The sequence below is a fragment of the Streptosporangium fragile genome (assembly GCF_039534445.1).
Taxonomy (GTDB): domain Bacteria; phylum Actinomycetota; class Actinomycetes; order Streptosporangiales; family Streptosporangiaceae; genus Streptosporangium; species Streptosporangium fragile.
On record NZ_BAAAVI010000048.1, the window covers coordinates 20,314 to 37,998 of the forward strand.

The 17,685-nt window shown below is 72.7% G+C and carries 13 protein-coding genes; 9 read left to right on the forward strand and 4 right to left on the reverse strand.

The features are described 5' to 3' along the window. The first annotated feature begins 155 nt into the window (after positions 1-155). The 7 genes from ABD841_RS27515 (at position 156) to ABD841_RS27545 (ending at position 11,222) form a co-directional block, all read left to right on the forward strand. Positions 156-641, forward strand: a complete 486-nt coding sequence (locus tag ABD841_RS27515) for a (2Fe-2S)-binding protein (protein WP_344977880.1) — start codon at positions 156-158, stop codon at positions 639-641. After that, positions 638-3,139: a xanthine dehydrogenase family protein molybdopterin-binding subunit gene (locus ABD841_RS27520; protein ID WP_344977882.1), complete on the forward strand. Its 2,502-nt coding sequence runs from the start codon at positions 638-640 to the stop codon at positions 3,137-3,139. The genes ABD841_RS27515 and ABD841_RS27520 overlap by 4 nt, the downstream gene beginning before the upstream one ends. Then, on the forward strand, positions 3,136-4,017 hold the full coding sequence (locus ABD841_RS27525; protein WP_344977884.1) for an FAD binding domain-containing protein: 882 nt from the start codon (positions 3,136-3,138) through the stop codon (positions 4,015-4,017). Before ABD841_RS27520 ends, ABD841_RS27525 begins: the two co-directional genes overlap by 4 nt. Before the next feature lie 294 nt (positions 4,018-4,311). Continuing rightward, complete coding sequence (locus tag ABD841_RS27530) at positions 4,312-5,280, forward strand: SRPBCC domain-containing protein (protein WP_344977886.1); 969 nt, start codon at positions 4,312-4,314, stop codon at positions 5,278-5,280. Between the two features lie 307 nt (positions 5,281-5,587). After that, the gene (locus tag ABD841_RS27535) at positions 5,588-6,910 is read left to right on the forward strand and encodes an SLAC1 family transporter (protein WP_344977888.1); all 1,323 of its coding nucleotides are present in this window, start codon (positions 5,588-5,590) and stop codon (positions 6,908-6,910) included. Positions 6,911-7,119: 209 nt separating this feature from the next. Next, complete coding sequence (locus ABD841_RS27540) at positions 7,120-10,122, forward strand: bifunctional glycosyltransferase/CDP-glycerol:glycerophosphate glycerophosphotransferase (protein ID WP_344977890.1); 3,003 nt, start codon at positions 7,120-7,122, stop codon at positions 10,120-10,122. Next, complete coding sequence (locus ABD841_RS27545; RefSeq protein WP_344977892.1) at positions 10,119-11,222, forward strand: glycosyltransferase; 1,104 nt, start codon at positions 10,119-10,121, stop codon at positions 11,220-11,222. Before ABD841_RS27540 ends, ABD841_RS27545 begins: the two co-directional genes overlap by 4 nt. Here the strand turns inward: ABD841_RS27545 and ABD841_RS27550 are convergent. The 4 genes from ABD841_RS27550 to ABD841_RS27565 all read right to left on the reverse strand — a co-directional run bounded on the left by ABD841_RS27550 (position 11,212) and on the right by ABD841_RS27565 (position 15,828). After that, positions 11,212-12,255 carry a sulfotransferase family protein gene (locus ABD841_RS27550; protein ID WP_344977894.1) on the reverse strand — a complete coding sequence of 348 codons (1,044 nt, stop codon included), beginning with the start codon at positions 12,253-12,255 and terminating at the stop codon, positions 11,212-11,214. The genes ABD841_RS27545 and ABD841_RS27550 overlap by 11 nt on opposite strands. A 2-nt stretch (positions 12,256-12,257) precedes the next feature. Continuing rightward, positions 12,258-13,268, reverse strand: a complete 1,011-nt coding sequence (locus tag ABD841_RS27555; protein WP_344977896.1) for a sulfotransferase family protein — start codon at positions 13,266-13,268, stop codon at positions 12,258-12,260. Positions 13,269-13,293: 25 nt separating this feature from the next. Then, on the reverse strand, positions 13,294-14,262 hold the full coding sequence (locus ABD841_RS27560; RefSeq protein WP_344977898.1) for a CDP-alcohol phosphatidyltransferase family protein: 969 nt from the start codon (positions 14,260-14,262) through the stop codon (positions 13,294-13,296). 96 nt (positions 14,263-14,358) lie between these two features. Next, positions 14,359-15,828 (reverse strand): glycosyltransferase family 2 protein, encoded by a 1,470-nt coding sequence (locus tag ABD841_RS27565; RefSeq protein WP_344977900.1) that lies wholly within the window; start codon positions 15,826-15,828, stop codon positions 14,359-14,361. A 168-nt stretch (positions 15,829-15,996) separates the two neighbouring features. On the opposite strand from ABD841_RS27565, the gene ABD841_RS27570 reads away from it, so the two are divergent. Both ABD841_RS27570 and pseI read left to right on the forward strand, forming a co-directional pair. Continuing rightward, positions 15,997-16,494 carry a GNAT family N-acetyltransferase gene (locus tag ABD841_RS27570; RefSeq protein WP_344977902.1) on the forward strand — a complete coding sequence of 166 codons (498 nt, stop codon included), beginning with the start codon at positions 15,997-15,999 and terminating at the stop codon, positions 16,492-16,494. Then, complete coding sequence (gene pseI / locus ABD841_RS27575; protein ID WP_344977904.1) at positions 16,491-17,534, forward strand: pseudaminic acid synthase; 1,044 nt, start codon at positions 16,491-16,493, stop codon at positions 17,532-17,534. The genes ABD841_RS27570 and pseI overlap by 4 nt, the downstream gene beginning before the upstream one ends. The last annotated feature ends 151 nt before the right edge of the window (positions 17,535-17,685 follow it).

Sequence of the window (17,685 nt, forward strand, 5' to 3'; positions counted from 1 at the left end):
CCCCGGGCGGAGTGCCGGGCAGGGCGCCGGACCGGAGCTCCGGGCGGTGGCGTGGAAGAGCTTGAAGAGGGGCTTGACCGGGAACTACAGGGGCGTACGTTCACTTCTGTCGGCTTTCACTTCTCCACTTTCTTCTGGGTGCATCTGGAGGACATATGCCCCGAATCACCGTCACCGTGGACGGAGTCGAATACGAGGAGGAGGTCGAGCCGCGTCTCCTCCTCGTCCACCTGCTGCGCGACCGCCTCGGCAAGACCGGCACGCCGATCGGGTGCGACACCAGCAACTGCGGCGCTTGCACCGTGTTGCTCGACGGCAGGAGCGCGAAGAGCTGCTCCGTGCTCGCCGTGCAGGCCGACGGGAGTGATGTCGTCACCATCGAGGGCCTGGCGCAGGGCACCGAGTGGCACCCCATGCAGCGGGCCTTCCACGAGGAGCACGCCCTGCAGTGCGGCTACTGCACCCCCGGCATGATCATGGCCGCGATCGACCTGCTCAAGGACGATCCGGACCCGTCGGAGGAGGCCGTGCGGGAAGGGCTCGAAGGCAACCTGTGCCGGTGCACGGGCTACTGCAACATCATCCGGGCGGTGCGGCGCGGCGCCCAGGAGATGTCGCGGCAGGAGGTGAGGACGGCATGACCGAACAGCTCGACGCCGGCCTGATCGGCGAACAGATCGCCGAGAGCGACCAGCTCGGCCGCCCGTCCCCGGCACACGAGGTCGGCAGGGCACGCCGGCGCAAGGAGGACTCCCGGCTGGTCACCGGCCGGACCATGTGGACCGACAACATCCAGCTCCCGGGCATGCTGTACGTGGCCTTCCTGCGCAGCCCCATGGCCCACGCCCGGATCACCCGGGTCGACACCTCGGCCGCGCGGAGCCAGCCCGGTGTGGTGGCCGTCGTCAGCGGCCGAGACCTCGCCGACGAGCAGGGCAGCCTGCCCTGCGCCTGGCCGGTCACCGAGGACATCGTCATCCCCGACCACCCGCCCATGGCCGTGGACGAGGTCCGCTACGTCGGTGAGGCGGTGGCCTGCGTGGTCGCCACCGACCGGTACAAGGCCGCCGACGCCCTGGACGCCATCGAGATCGACTACGAACCGCTGGAACCGGTGCTCGACATGACCGCGGCGCTCGCCGAGGGCAGCCCCAAGGTCCACGAGGCCGGGAACCGGGCGTTCACCTGGAAGTTCGCCGGAGGCGACATCGAGGCGGCGTTCCGCGACGCGCCCGTGGTGGTCGAGCGCACGTACGTGCAGCAGCGGCTCATCCCGACCGCGTTGGAGCCGCGCGCGGTCGTGGCCACCACCGACGGCGAGACCTTCACCCTCTACTCGGCCACCCAGATCCCGCACGTGCTGCGCGTCATGCTCGCGCTGACGACCGGGATCCCCGAGCACCGGCTGCGCGTGGTCGCCCCCGACGTGGGCGGCGGTTTCGGCTCCAAGCTCCAGGTCACCGCCGAGGAGGTGCTCGCGCTCCTGCTGGCGCGCAGGCTGAACAGGCCGGTGAAGTGGACCGAGTCCCGCTCCGAGGGCAACCTGACCGTGCACCACGGCCGCGACCAGCTCCAGCGGATCTCCGTCGCCGCCGACCGGGACGGGCGCCTGCGGGGCGTCAAGGTGGACCTGCTCGCCGACATGGGCGCCTACCTGATGCTGGTCACACCGGGCATTCCGCTGCTCGGCGCGTTCATGTACAACGGCATCTACAAGATGGACGCCTACGACTTCACCTGCACGGGCGTCTTCACCACCAAGATGCCGACCGACGCCTACCGGGGCGCGGGTCGCCCGGAGGCGACGTTCGCGATCGAGCGCGCGATGGACGAGCTCGCCCACGAGCTGGACGTGGACCCCGTCGAACTGCGGCGTCGCAACTGGATCGCCCACGACGAGTTCCCGTACACCACGATCGCCGGGCTGACCTACGACTCCGGCAACTACGAGGCGGCGACCGATCGGGCGCTCGCCCTGTTCGGCTACGACAAACTCCGGGCCGAGCAGGCCGACCGGCGCGAGCGGCGTGACCCGGTGCAGCTCGGCATCGGCGTGTCGACCTTCACCGAGATGTGCGGCCTGGCGCCCTCGCGCGTGCTCGGCAGCCTCAGCTACGGCGCGGGCGGCTGGGAGCACGCCACGGTCCGCATGCTCCCCACCGGCAAGGTCGAGGTCGTCACCGGCACCTCCCCGCACGGCCAGGGGCACGAGACGGCCTGGAGCCAGATCGTCGCCGACGCGCTGGGCGTGCCGTTCGAGGACGTCTCCGTGCTGCACGGCGACACGTCCGTCTCGCACAAGGGCATGGACACCTACGGCTCCCGCTCGCTGGCGGTGGGCGGCGTCGCCGTGCTGGCCGCCTGCGAGAAGGTGAAGGACCGGGCCAGGCAGCTCGCCGCGCACATGCTGGAGGCCGCGGTCGAGGACATCGAGTTCGCCGACGGCTCGTTCCGGGTCCGCGGCACCGGCTCGGGCAAGACCATCCAGGAGCTCGCGCTGGCCACCTTCGCCGCGCACGACCTCCCCGACGGCTTCGAGCCCGCGCTGGACGCCGACGCCACCTTCGACCCGGACAACTTCTCCTTCCCGCACGGCACCCACCTGTGCGCGGCCGAGGTGGACACCGAGACCGGCGCGGTGAAGATCCGGTCGTACGTGGCGGTCGACGACGTGGGCACCGTGGTGAACCCGCTCATCGTCGAGGGCCAGGTGCACGGCGGCATCGCCCAGGGTGTGGCCCAGGCCCTGTTCGAGGAGGCGGTCTACGACGGGGAGGGCAACATGCTCACCACGACGATGGCCGACTACCTGATCCCGTCGGCCGCCGACCTGCCCGACTTCGTCACCGACCGCACCGAGACCCCGGCGACCAGCAACCCGCTGGGTGTCAAGGGGGTCGGCGAGGCCGGGACCATCGCCTCCACCCCGGCCGTCGTCAACGCGGTCGTCGACGCGCTGCGCCCGTACGGCGTGCACGACGTCCGCATGCCCTGCACACCGGAGCGGATCTGGCGGACCGTCGCCGAGGCGCGCGCCGCCGGAACCGGGACCGGGGCCGGGACCGCCCCCGGAACCTGGACCACCGCCGGCACCGCCGCGGAAGGCGGACCGGCACCGACCGAGGGAGGCGCCGGATGATTCCCGCGTCGTTCGACTACGTCAGGCCCGGAACGCTGGAGGAGGCCTGCCGGGTGCTCGGCGAGGCCGCCGCCGCGGGCGACGACGTCAAGGTGCTGGCGGGCGGCCAGTCGCTGCTGCCGCTGCTGCGGCTCCGGCTCGCCTACCCGTCCGCGCTGGTCGACCTCGGGCGCCTGCCCGAGCTCCGCGGCGTCGAGGACCGCGGCGACCACGTGTTCATCGGCGCGCTCACCACGCACGACGAGGTGGTGCGCTCCGGCGTGGTACGGGAGAAGACTCCGCTGGTCGCGCTGGCGACGGCCACGGTGGCCGACCCGGCCGTGCGGCACCGCGGCACGTTCGGCGGCTCCATGGCCCACGCCGACCCGGCGGGTGACCTGCCCGCGGTCGCCCTGGCCCTGGGCTGCGTGTTCGTCGTCCGGTCCGGGGAGGGCGAGCGGGAGATCCCGGCGGCGGAGTTCTTCGTCGACTACCTGGAGCCCGCGCTCGAACCCGGCGAGGTGCTGGTCGGCGTCCGGGTGCCGGTGCTCGGCGCCGGGTGGGGATTCCACTACGAGAAGTTCCACCGGACCGCGCAGTCCTGGGCGATCGTCGGCGTGGCCGCCGCGGTGCGGCAGACCGGCGGCGCCGTCGAGGAGGCCAGGATCGGGCTGACCAACATGGGGCCCACACCGGTGCGTGCGGAGGCGGTGGAGACGGCGCTGCGCGGCGTGGACCTCTCACCCGTGGCGGCCGGCGGAACCGATCCGGTCAGGGAGGCGTGCGCCGAGGCGGACGACGGCACCTCGCCCCCGGCCGACCTGCACGCCCAGCCCGACTACCGCCGTCACCTGGCCAGGGTGCTGACCGCCAGGGCGGTCAGGGCCGCGGCCGGCTGACCCCGCGCCGGCCGGGACCTGCTCGTCCCGGCCGGCCGAGCCGTGGAACGGCCGATCCGCGCGGGGCGGGCTACCCGCTGCCCGCCCCGCGCTCCCGGTCCGGTCCCGGTCCCGGCGGCACCCGCCGGGTGAACCGGGTGAGTACGCTGACCGGATCCGCGGCACAGACGTACGCAAAAGGTGCAAACAGCTACCGAGTTTTTCAGTCCCCACAGCGTCATACTGGTGATACGCCCCCGTGTAGTCGCGACGTCGCAGCGGCGGCCACGCGACCGGCCGACAAGGAGCGGATCGATGGCAATGCGGTTCGAGCACGAGTTCACGGTTCCGGTGCCGGTCGAGCAGGCGTGGCCGGTGCTGCTGGACGTCGAGCGGGTGGCTCCCTGCCTGCCGGGGGCCGCCGTGGACAAGGTGGAGGGCGACTCCTTCACCGGCCGGATGAAGGTGAAGGTCGGGCCGATCACGGTGACCTACCAGGGCGAGGCCGCCTTCGAGAACGTGGACGCGGACACGCATTCCCTGACCATGAAGGCGTCCGGCAAGGAGGCCCGGGGCGCGGGCACCGCCGGCGCCACGGTCGTCGCCCGGCTCCACCCCGCCGACGCCGTCACCCGCGTCACCGTCGACACCACCTTCAACGTGACCGGCCGCCCGGCCCAGTTCGGCCGCGGCGTGATGGCCGAGGTCGGCGCCAAGCTGATCGAACGGTTCGCGGCCAACCTCGCCGACCTGCTGGGCAAGAGCCCGGCCGCCGAGCCCGCGACCACGGCCCACGCCCCCGAGCCCGCGACCGCACCCCACGCCCCCGAGCCCGCGACCGCACCCCACGTCGCCGAGCCCGCGACCACGGCCCCGACCGCCGCCCAGCCGGCGACCCCGACCGCCCTGGCCGTCTCGGAGACGGGGTCGGAGGCCTCCGTCGCCGAGACGGCAGCCGGATCCGAGGCCGAGGAGTTCCCGGCGATCTCGGACACCACCGGCCCGGGTCCGGTCCGACCGGCCGGGACGGCCGCGGAGGAGACCGGAAGGAGGCGGCACCTCAGCGCGGTGTCCACGCCTCCCGGACGGACCGAGGAGGTTCCGCCGCGCGAGTCCCACCCGGCGGGCACCGCGCGCACCTCGCTCACACCCGACGAGGAGGCGCTGAACCTGCTCCAGGTCGCGGGCATCCCGCTGCTCAAGCGCATCGCCCCGCTGCTCGCCGCTCTGACGGCCGTCGCCCTGATCGCCTGGCTGGTCCGCCGCGCCGGTCACCGCCACTGAGTACCGGTCGCCTCTCTCCGGGCCCGCCACCGAGTACCGGCCGCCCCTTTCTCCGGGCCCGCCGTCGAGTACCGGCCCCCTCTCCTCCGACTCGCCGCCGGTGGCCGGCGGACGTCACCGCCCGTCAGGAAGGTAAGGCCTTCCCCTCACGGTGGGCCGGTCGAGCGCCCGCCGAGCCCGGAGGGCTTCCCCGTCTGCGAAGCACGCGTTTGTGAAGCCCATGTTTCGCCCGCCTCACTTGTCCCGTCCACCCCTTGGCCAAGTATGTTGCAAGCGAGTTTCAAGCGACCCTCACATCATCGGACGCATGCCTGCGAACTGGTATGCGACGGTCATGGGGACCGGCATCGTCGCGACCGCCCTGCCCTCCCACTTCACCGCCCTGCGCCCCCTGGCCACGGCGGTGTGGCTGCTGGCGAGCGTCATGCTCGTCGGGCTGGCGTTCACCTGGCGGAACCGCCCGTTCGACCCGGCGAGCTCGCCCTTCCTGGGCGCGCCGCCGATGGCCCTGCTGACCGTCGGCGCGGGCACCCTCGTCTACGGCCGCGACCTGATCGGCCTGCCCGCCGCGATCGCCGTCGACGCGGTGCTGTGGACGGCGGGCACACTGCTCGGCCTGGCCACCCTGATCGGAGTCCCCCGGCTCATGATCACCCGGCACCGGCTCCGGCTGGAGGAGGTGTCCGGCGCCTGGCTGATGCCCGTGGTGCCGCCCATGGTCGCGGCGACCTGCGGCGCGTACCTGGTCCCGCACGCGGGCTCGCTGCGGACGGCGCTGGTGATCACCTGCTACGCGTTGTACGGTCTGAGCCTGCTCGTGGTCATCCCGATCCTGGTCGGGCTGGTGTGCCGGATCAGGGCGCACGGGCCAGGCCCGGCCACGCTGGTCCCGACGCTGCTCATCGTGCTCGGCCCGCTCGGCCAGTCGGTCACGGCCGTCAACCTGCTCGGCCGCCTGGTGCCGGAAATGGCCGCCTTCGGACTCTGGTACGGCGTGCCGGTACTGACCCTGGCGCTGATCTGGCTGGCGGTGTCCGCGTTCTTCCTGCTCCGCACCGCCCGGCGCGGTGGCCTGCCGTTCGCGATGACCTGGTGGAGCTTCACCTTCCCGGTCGGCACGTGCGTGACCGGCGCCGCGGCGCTGGCCGTCCAGCTCGACTCGGAGCTGTTCGGCCGGATCGGACTGGGACTCTACGCGCTGCTGGTGAGCGCCTGGCTGACGGTCATGTTCCGCACCGTGCCGCTCGTCGTCCCGCAGCTGCGCGACCTCAGGACCCGCCCGGAACCGGTCCCGGCGTCCCGCGACGCCGGTCCGGCGGACACCGGGGGTCACGGGGCCGTGCCCGCGGCCGCGGAGCCGGTCGGCGAGCGCCGGATCCGCACTCGCGACCACCTGGCCGTCGCGTCGCCCGCGGCGCGGGAACTCCGGAATCCGCGCACCGGCCGCGCTCGTCCGGCGGAGGCGCGCGTCTCCCCCGTGGCTCGTCCCGGCACCTTCCATCGGACGATCTCGGCCGGGAGCGGTGGTCCCGCCGGGGCTCGGCGGCAGGCCGCCAACGGACGCGCCGCGACTCGCAACCCTTGGGGATCGCGGGGGCCTCGCCGGTCCAGCCCGTCGTCAGGAACGTGACCTCGGACGTGACCGGCCGGGTCGCCGTCACCGTCCGTCCGTCGCCGAGGACGCGGGCGCCGGGAATGTCCGCCGGCATGCGGTAGGGGGCCGCACGGACGTCCGGGGCGGCCAGGTTCCCCCCTCGCTTGTTTCACATAACACTCAAAACACCGTCATCACTGAACAAGCAGCACAACGCCTAGTTCTTTCCGGGAATACCCCAGACCGTGATCAATGTCCCGGAATGCAGCGTTGTCATCATCACCTACAACGACGCGGCGCGGTTGCCGAGGGCCGTACGTTCCGTACTCGGCCAGTCCCTGCGCAACGTCGAGGTGATCGTCTCGGACGACGCGAGCACCGACGACACCGAACACGTCGTGCGCGAGCTCCAGCGCCGGGACCCGCGCGTCCGTTACCTGCGTGCCGAGGTCAACAGCGGCGGCTGCGGGGCCCCGCGCAACAGGGGCGTGGCGGCGGCCCGCGCGCCGTACGTGATGTTCCTGGACAGCGACGACGAGCTGACCAGGCACGCCTGCAAGAGCATGCTGCTGGAGATCGAGCGGACCGGCGCCGACTTCGTCACCGGGCAGATCTCCCGGCTCTACGAGCGCACCGGGAAGACGTCGAGCTACTACCCCGCCCTCTTCGCCCGGCGCAGGACGGTCGAGGGGATCGCGCGGGAACCGGAGATGTTCCTCGACTCCTTCAGCACCAACAAGCTCTACCGGACCGACCTGGTGCGGCGGCTGCCGTTCCGGGAGGACATGCACTACGAGGACCACGTCTTCAGCACGACCCTGTACTGCGCCGCGCGCCGGTTCGCCGTGGTGCCGTGGGTGGTCTACCTGTGGCACCGGAGCGCGGCCGGGAGCTCGGCGCGACCGTCGATCTCGCTGAGCATCACCGAGATGGCCAACGTCCGCTCCAGGATCGCCGCGGCCCGGCTGAGCGACGACATCCTGCGCCGGAACGGCCTGGGGCACCTGGTCCACGAGCGGCAGCGCCGTTTCGTCCGCCAGGACCTGCGGGTCTACCTCAACCCGCTGCCCTCCCGCGACCCGGCGTGGATCGCGGAGTTCGTCGCGGTGACCCGGCCCTACCTGGCGGAGTTCACTCCGGAGGTGTTCGAGCCGATGGACCCGCTGATCCGGGTCTGCTGCAGTTTCATCCTCGACGGCCGGCCCGACGAGCTCCTGGTCGCCGCCCGGTCGCTGAACGGGCCGAAGGCTCCGCCGCGCCTCGCCACGCGGCGGGACGGGCGCACCTACTGGGGCGGCGCCCCCGACCCGAGGCGGGAGATCACCCCGCTCCGGTTGGCCGAACTGCCCTACACCGCCAGCCGGCTCCGCCACGAGGCGGCCGTCACCGGTGAGGGCACCCGGATCACGCTGGCGATCAGGACCTACGACCCGTTCGGGGTGCTCGCCGCCCATCCCGGCTGGACGGCGTTCCTGCGGCTGCGCGGCCACCGGGTGCCGCTGACACCGCGCCCGCAGGCGGACGGCGGCCACCTGAGCGAGGTGACGGTCGACCTGGCCGCGGTCCGCCCCGGCCGGCTGGGATTCGACGGCCACGACGACCCGGTCGTGTCGGTCGTCCGCGCCGACGGCCACGTCACCTCCGACCGGCTGCTCGTCGTCCCCGCCGTCGAACCGCTCACCGTCCCGGTGCCCGGACACCGGGTCACGGTCAGGGCGGAGGGGGCGGCCGCGGCGCTGCGGGTGACATGGCGGCGCACGGGGCTGCTCCGGCAGGTCCCCCGGCTGCGGCGGGCCCGCACCCGGCTGCTGCGGCGCCTGGGCGGGCCGGAGGCGAAGCTCCGCGTCTACCGGACGCTGATCAGGGTCCTGCCGCCCCGGAGGGACCTGGCGCTGTTCGAGTCGGACGTCGGCGCCGGGTACACCGGCAGCCCGCGCTACATCTACGAGGAACTCAGGCGGCGCGGGGCGCCGATCGAGGCGGTCTGGTCGGTCGCCGGGAACCGGCGCGCCTTCCCCTCCGACGTCAAGCTGGTGCGACGGATGAGCTGGCGGTACATCTGGACGATGGCCCGGGCCGGCTACTGGGTCGACAGCCACGGACTGCCGCTGGCCTACCCCAAGCCGCGCGGCACGCGCTACCTGCAGACCTGGCACGGCCAGGGCATCAAGTCGATCGGCTTCGACGCGCCCGACCTGCGGGCCGACTTCGACGGGCCGAGGCGGCGGTGGCGGGACGCGGTGGCGCGCTGGGACGCGCTGGTCTCACCGAGCGCCGAGTTCGAGCGGGTCTTCATACCCGCCAACGGCTACCGGGGGCCGGTGCTGCGTCACGGCTCGCCCCGCTGCGACGTGCTCGTCCACGGCGACGACGAGGCGGTCAGGCGGGTGCGGGACCGGCTGGAGATCCCCCCGGGGCACAAGGTGCTGCTGTACGCGCCCACCTACCGGGACCGGGCCAAGCGGTCGGGGCGGTCGGTCCGGGCCGACCTGACGATGATGGCCGAGGCGCTGGCCGGCGACTGGACGGTGATCCTGCGGACCCACCCGGTCGAGCGCTACCGGGTCCCGGAGCACCTGCGCCACTTCGTCCGCCAGGCCGGGTCCTACCCCGAGGTCAACGACCTGATCCTGGCCTCGGACGCGCTGCTGACCGACTATTCCTCGCTGATGTGCGACTACGCGGTCACCGGACGGCCGATGCTGTTCCTGATCGACGACTGGGACGAGTACCGCAGGACGGAGCGAGGGGTCTACCACGACCTGCCCGCCATCGCCCCCGGCCCGTGCCTGACCACCACCGGGGAGCTGATCGAGGCGTTACGCGACCTCGACGCGGTGAGCGCGTCGTTCGCCGCGAAGTACGCCGCCTTCCGCGAGCTGTGGTGCGCCGACGAGAAAGGCCACGCCGCGGCGAGGGTCGTGGACGCCTTCTTCGGGACCGCCCGGACCGGCGCTCCCGCGCCGGTTCCCCCGCGGCTCCCGGATCCGGCCGACCGGCACGCCCGGCCACCGGCCGCGGAGGAGCGCGTCCCCGTCCCGCCGGACCGCGCGGCGACCTCGCTCACCCGGTCCGGCCGGGCGGCACCCCCCGGCGGGGCGACGATCCCGGGTGCCGGGACGACGACCCCGAACGGCGGGGCGGCACCCCCCGACGGGGCGACGGTCCCGGGTGCGGGCCCGCCCGTGCCGTGGCATCGCACCGTGACACGGCGGGTGGTCAAGCGACCGCCGGGGTGGCCGCGGTGAGCGGCGGGCGGGCGGGAGCCGTGGTGTTCGCCTGCATGGACGCCGACACCCTCGGCGGGATCCAGCGGGTCACGCACACCGTCGCCCAGGGGCTGGCCGAGCGGGGACACGAGGTGCACGTGATCGGGTTGCACCGGGCCGAGAGCCCGTTCCGCTACGTGGAGCGGCCACGCTACGCCCACCATGTGATCCACCGGGCGCCCGTGGGCAGGCTCTCCCGGCTCGCCAGGCGGCGCGAGCACCGGGCACTCGGCAGGCTCCTCCGCCAGGTGGGGCCGGGCTTCGCGGTGCTCACCTCGCCCAGCGTGGTGACCCGCGTCAAGGCGCTGCTGCCCGGGCGGCTGCTGCCGATCGGGCAGTACCACGGCTCCTACGAGCACGCCCGCGGGTCCTGGCACCTCCGCTCGGTACGGCGCCACTACGGCACCCTGGAGAAGGCGGTCTTCCTCAGCGAGGACGACGCGTGGCGGTTCTCCGAGCAGGAGTTGCTGCCCAACACCTGGTCCATCCCCAACCCGCTGCCCGCCTGGCCGGACCGGACCGCCGGCCTGACCGCCCACCGGGTGCTGGGGGTCGGCAGGCTGGAGGGCGTCAAGCGGTTCGACCGGCTGATCTCGGCCTTCGCCCGCGCCCGCCGGAACGCGGACGGGGACTGGGAGCTGCACCTGATCGGCGAGGGCGCCGAGCGTGACAGGCTGCGGGAGCACGCCGCGGCGTGCGGGGTGGCCGACCGGGTGGTGTTCCGCGGCACGGTGCCCGCGCCGGAGATGGCCCGCGAGTACCTGAACGGGTCGGTGCTCGGCCTGTCCAGCGAGCACGAGGGCCTGCCGCTGGTGCTCGCCGAGGCGGCGTCCTACGGGGTGCCCTCGGTGGCGTTCGACGTGTCGGGCGGGGTCAGGTCGCTGGTCCCGCACGGCAGGACCGGGTTGCTGGTGCCCCCGGCCGACGTGGCCGGCCTCGCCGACGCGCTGGGCGGCCTGATGGCCTCGGCCCCGGAGCGGCGGCGACTGGGTGCCGCCGCTCGCGCGCACGCCGAGGCGTTCCGCCCGGACCGCGTCCTGGACCGCTGGGAGGAACTGTTCGAACAGGTCACCCGTTGACCGTCACGGGCTCGTTGCGCGGCATCGGCACCCCGGCCAGCACGATCTGGGCGGAGGTGAGCCGGGCACCCAGCGGGTTCGGCTCGCGCAGCCGGATCAGCCGGTCGAAGGCGACGCGCTTGACCCTGGCCAGCTTCCGTTTGGCGGCGGTCCGCTCGTAGGAGACCATCCGTGACTTGTCGACCTTCGGCGCCCCGCTGAGCTCGTAGCCGTACGTCTCCAGCCGGTCGCCGAGCACGCTCTCGCACAGCGAGATCTCGCCGGCGTCGAGCCGCTGCCGCCAGGAGCCGGCCCGCTCCGGGGTCACCTCGTCGTGGGTGCGGGCGTGCCAGGTCTTGTGCGCGGGCACGGCGATGCCCGCCACCGCACGCGGTTCGCACATCGCCGGGTCGAAGTCCTCGCCGAGGAAGTCGCACAACCTGCGCAGGTGCGCCTCGGGCTCGGCGGTCAGGTCCTCGTAGCGCAGCTCGTGGTAGCTGCCCTCGGGGAGCTTCGGCGCGCCGTGCCGGGCGAAGTCGATCGCCTCGGCCCAGACGGAGACCGCGCTGTAGACGCTCCCGGTGTACCAGGGCATCTCCTTCAGCGACGCCACACAGTCGCGGCCGTCCCTGATCAGGTGCACGAACTGGGCGTCCGGGAAGAGCCGCAGCAGCACGTCGGTGTACTGGAAGTACGACGGCCGCTTGTCGCCCCAGCGCGGCTTGCCGTGCTTGGCCGCGTACGCGCGCAGCACGATGCCCAGCGCCGAGCCGAGCGTCGGCGGCCCGGCGACGATCTCGCGGACCACTTCCTCGCGATCGAGCTTCAGCTCGTGGAAGCGCGTCTGGCTCCGGTTGACCACCCATTCGGCCAGCTCGCGCCTGCGCTCGGAGTCGTTGAGATCGCCGAATTCGAGCCGCCGCTGGTAGGTGGAGACCATGAAGCGGGTCTCCGGGGGGATCGCGATGCGGGGGTGGGCGTGCAGCATGAGCTGCAGCATCGTGGTCCCCGATCGGGGACAGCCCAGGACGAAGATCGGCCGATCCGGCTTCATGGTCAGACCTTCGCCAGCTCGCCCAGCTGCCGGCTGGTGAGCTGCGCGGCGACCGGCCCCGGCTCGCGCAGGCGGTGGAAGCGGTCGCGGACCGCCTTGCGCCTGCGGGCCCAGCGCCGCTTCGACGCCGCCTTCTCGCACGCCTCGACATGGGCCCGGTCCGCCTTGGGCGCGCCGGTCAGCTGGTAGCCGTTGGCGGTCAGCCGCTCGGCCAGGACGGTCTCGCACAGCGAGATCTCCCAGGGCTCCAGCCTGCTCTTCCACGAGCCGGTCCGGGCGGTGGTGACGTCACCGTGGGTGTTGCTGTGCCAGACCTTGTGCTGCGGGATCGCCACCCTGGCCACGTGGTACGGCTCGGCCATCGCCGGGTCGTAGTCCTCGCCGAGGAAGTCGCACAGCTTGCCGAGCTCGGTCTCGGGGTAGGCCGTCAGGTCCTCGTAGCGCAGTTCGTAGTAGCTGTCCGCGGGAAGCTTCTTGGCGTGCCGGCGGCCGAAGTCGATCGCCTCGGCCCAGTTGACCGCCGCGTGGAAGACGTCCTTGGTGTACCAGGGCATCTCCTTCAGCGACGCCACACAGTCACGGCCGTCCCTGATGAGGTGCACGAACTGGGCGTCCGGGAAGAGCCGCAGCAGCAGGTCCACGTGGTGGTAGTAGCTGGGCCGCTTGTCGCCCCAGCGGCACTTGCCGTACTGCTCGGCGTAGGAGCGGAAGGTGATGCCCATCGCCGAGCCGAGCGTCGGCGGGCCGGCGACGATGTCGTCGATCAGCCGGTCACCGTCGAGCTTGAGCTCCTTGAACTTGGTGTCCTTGTCGGTCACGATCCACCGGCCGAGCCTGCGCCGGTTGTGCTCCTCCCGCAGGTCGCCGAAGGAGAACCTGCGGTAGTACCCGGGCACCACGAACCGCGTCTCCGGCGGCACCGCGATGCGCGGGTGGGAATGCAGCATGAGCTGCAGCATGGTGGTGCCCGAGCGCGGGCAGCCGATCACGAAGATCGGTCGGTCGGACTGCATGACAGCGAACCCCCGTAGAACTTGATCAGACGGATACGCGCGGCGCTTCCTGCGGGAGCGGCACGACGGACGCCACCCGGGCGAAGAGCCACATTCGGTAGATCAAAAAGACCTCGTTCAGCAGAAGCAGCATCCCGGCCACGACCGCGACGGGCACCAGCGCGGCCCTGCCGACCAGCGGCGCGACGACGAACACCGCGGCGTGGAACTCGATGCCGCTGATCAGGTGGCTCCGCACCCGGTGGCGGGCGAGCAGCCTGCCCAGCTTGCGCGGCAGCTTCGGCCGCCGCGCCGCCCTGGGGATCAGCGGCTCCACCCGGTCGGCGAACGCGACGACCCCCACGGGGCCGGTGCCGGCCCCGGCGTGCGCCATCGGCCGGGCGTGCGCCGCCGTTTCGGCGCGTGCCACCGGCTCGGCGCGCACCGCGGCCCCGACGTGCACCGCGGCCCCGGTACGCATCATGGGCTCGGCGCGCACCGCGATCCCGGCCTGCGTCAGGCACGTGAGCCGGTTCTCCTTGACCACCTCACGCACGCGCTTCATCTGCGGCGCGTTCACGTAACGGAACAGGTCGAGCACGGCCACCCCCGCGCCGAGCAGGACGAAGGCGAGATCCCCCGTCGCCGCGTACTGCCCGAACGCCAGGCCTCCGGCGCAGCAGACCACCCTGATGCGGTCGCCCACGTAGTCGAGCCAGAGGCCGAAGGCGGTCCCCGTGCCCTTGAGCCGGGCGATCTTCCCGTCCATGCAGTCGACCGCGAAGCTCACGTAGAACAGCAGGGCCCCCGCGACCAGCTGTCCGAATCCGAAGCAGACCGCGGAGCACATCCCGAGGATCAGTGACAGGCGGGTGAGCCCGTTGGGGGTGATGGCCGTGTGGTTGGCGACGAGCAGCGTGAGCCTGCACGCCACCGGGTCGACGAGGAAGACGGTCCACCACGAGTCTCTTCGCTTGCGGGTCGCGTGAACGTCGTCCAACGAATAGGCCCTCATGCGTTCCAGCATGGCGACGATCGGCCATCGAGTCGTGACTCTCTGCAACCGCCTGGACTTCTCCATGCCTGTTCTTGACCAACCGCGGGGCGTGGCTCACCCGTTGCCCCGGACCCGGATCGCCAGCCGGCCGCCCTTGCCGAGCCCCGCCCGGGCCCCGGCGCGCGGGGCCCGCGGCAGCTGCCGCCGGGCCGCGCGCACGACGCCGCTCTGGCGCATCCCGTTGGCCGACACCTCCACGTGCAACGACCACCGGCCGGGGGTGTTCACCGGCACGTCGGCCACGAAGGCGGCCCCGTCCTGCCGGACCGGGAGCGCGATCCGCGTCTTCTTCCGGGGCTTCTTCCGCCCCGCCAGCCAGACCTTGATCTTGCTGTTCCGCTCGTCGAGCCGCTTGATGGAGGCCCGCCCCTCGACCAGGAGCCGCCCGCCCGACCAGCGCACCCGGTCGGTGTGGAGCCGCAGCACCAGTTCCTGGGTCACCTCGTAGACCTCGGAGGGGATGCCGCGGGAGCGGTCCTCGAAGAAGGGGTAGGCCGCGTACCACCGGGGGTTGCGGAGGCCCCGGCGCACCACCCGCACCTCCTCCTCGCGGCGGAAGCGCAGGACCTCGCGCAGCTCGGGCACCATGCGATGGCGGAGCAGGTAGAGTTCCAGCCGCCGCGCGGCGCCCAGCCCGGCCACCACCGAGGGGTGGAGCGCCTCGACGCAGGGGAGCACGGCATCCAGGAGCCTGTGCGCCTCCTCCTCACCGGCCTCCTCCAGCGCCTCGTAGACGAACCGCACGTCCCAGGTGGCGACCATCTCGTCGAAGGCCCGCTTGAGCTTGGGGGCGCGCTCGGCCAGGAAGCCCTGGACCCGGCACAGCGAGGCGGCCCGGTCCTCCAGGTTGGACGCCTCCATCCGCCGCTGGGTGATCGACGCGTCGCCCGTGTCACGCAGCCGCCAGTGGTAGACCACCTCGTTCAGCAGGTCCACGCTCGACGCCAGGACGTGCGCGGCGACGGCGACCGGCGCGTCCTCGTAGAGCCCGGAGGGGAATTCGAGGCCCTGCCCGTCCCAGAAGGAACGGCGGTAGACCTTGTTCCACACCGTCCGGTCACGGATCAGGTCGGGGCAGTCCCTGATGTGGGTGCGCGGCCTCGGCTTCCTGAACAGCTTCACGTGCAGCGAGGAGGGGACGAGCCCCTCGGGGGTGAGCCTGCGGACCGCGCCGCAGGCGATGTCGGAGCCCGTCTCCTCCAGGGAGCCCACCAGCAGCTCGTAGGCTCCTTCCGGGACGACGTCGTCGCTGTCGGCGAAGGCGAGGTAGGTGCCGCGGGCGTGCCGGATGCCCAGGTTCCTGGCCGGACCCGGCCCCCGGGTCTCCTGACGCAGGATGCGGAACCGGGGGTCCCGGGCCGCGAACCCCTTGGCGATCACGTCGCTGCCGTCCCCGGAGCCGTCGTCGACGAGGACGAACTCGACGTCTTCGAGAGTCTGCGCGGCGAGGGAGGTCAGACATTCCTCGATATAGCTCACCACGTTGTGGAACGGCACGACGACACTGAGCAATGGCGCTTTCAACGAAAGTCCTCCGGTCGAGGGCGTCCAGTGAGTCATGGCCCACGATGCTCTCGCCCGGCGCCTCCCATGAAGGAGCCTGCCTCCCCATGGCCCGCTCTTTGCCCAACTCTGGGGCCGCCCTCACCTCGGGCCGCTACGCTCTGCCTGTTCCCGAACACGGGAGGTAATGTGCTGAGACGTATCGACGACGGCGATCTGGAGACGGTCCGCCGCTGGCGCAACCATCCGAAGGTCAGGGCCGCCAGCTTCACCACGCACGAGATCGGGGCGGCCGAGCATGCCCGCTGGTGGCGGGCGGTCCGCGGCGACCCGGACCGCGAGGTGCTGCTCTACGAGCACGACGGGGTCCCGGCCGGGGTGGTGACCTTCACCGGCCTCGCCGCCGGCGACGGCGCCACGTGGGGGTTCTACCTGGACGTCGCTGGGCTGGAGCGGTCCGGGCGGCTGCTGCGCGCCTGGTTCGGCGTGGAGCGGGCCGCCGTCGGCCACGCCTTCGGCCCGCTCGGTCTGCGCTCCCTCCGCGGTGAGGTGCTGGCGGACAACGACGCGGTACGGCGGCTGCACCGGCGCTTCGGGTTCACCGAGGTCGGTTCCTACCTGCGCGACGTGGGCGGCGTGCCGCGCGAGGTCGTCGTCGTCCGGCTCGACCGAGAGGAAGCATCGTGATCTCCATAGCGGGCCGGTCCGTCGGCTCCGGCCACGCCCCCTTCGTCATCGCCGAGATGTCCGGCAACCACAACGGCGACCTGGACCGGGCCCTGGCCATCGTGGACGCCGTGGCGCGGGCGGGAGCGCACGCGCTCAAGCTGCAGACCTACCGCGCCGACACCATCACCGTCGACGCCGACGGCCCCGCCTTCCGCATCGGCGAGGACCACGAGCTGTGGGGCGGCGACAACCTCTACCGGCTCTACGAGCGGGCCCACACCCCCTGGGAGTGGCATCGGCCGATCTTCGAGCGGGCCCGGGAGCGCGGGCTGGTGGCGTTCTCCTCCCCGTTCGACCCCACGGCGGTCGAGTTCCTGGAGTCGCTGGACGTCCCCGCCTACAAGATCGCCTCTTCGGAGGTGGTGGACCTGCCGCTGATCAGGCTGGTGGCGGCCACCGGCAGGCCGCTCATCATCTCCACCGGCATGGCCACGGCCGGGGAGATCCACGCCGCCGTCGAGGCGGCCCGGGAAGCGGGCTGCGCGGAGCTGGCCGTGCTGTCGTGCACCGCCTCCTACCCCGCCTCCCCCGCGGACAGCAACCTGCGTTCCCTGCCGCTGCTCGCCGGCCTGACCGGCGCGGTCGTCGGGGTGTCGGACCACACTCCCGGGATCGGCGCGGCGCTCGCCGCGGTCGCGCTGGGTGCCTGTCTGATCGAGAAGCACGTCACGCTCGACCGGAACGACGGTGGCGTCGACTCGGCCTTCTCCCTGGAGCCGGCCGAACTGGCGACGCTGGTGGTGGAGAGCGAGCGGGCCTGGCAGTCGCTGGGTTCGGCGCGGATCGGACCCCGGCCCGGTGAGCGGGAGGGGCTGCGCTTCCGGCGCTCCCTGTACGTGGTGGCCGACGTGCGGGCGGGTGAGAAGGTCAGCGAACGCAACGTCCGCTCGATCCGCCCCGCCGGGGGCCTGCATCCCGACGCGCTGTCCGACGTCCTGGGCCGCGTCTTCACCCGGGACGTCCCTCTGGGCACCCCCATGAGCTGGGACCTGGTCTGATCACCGGTCCGATCCGGTCTCCGGCCATCGACCGGCTCGGCCTCGCCCCGGGCCCGCGGCCCGAACCGGTCCGATCCCGGACCCGCGGCCCGAACCGGGCTCCGGTCTCGGCACCCGATCCGGTCGCCGGCCTCCCGCCCTCGGGCGGGAG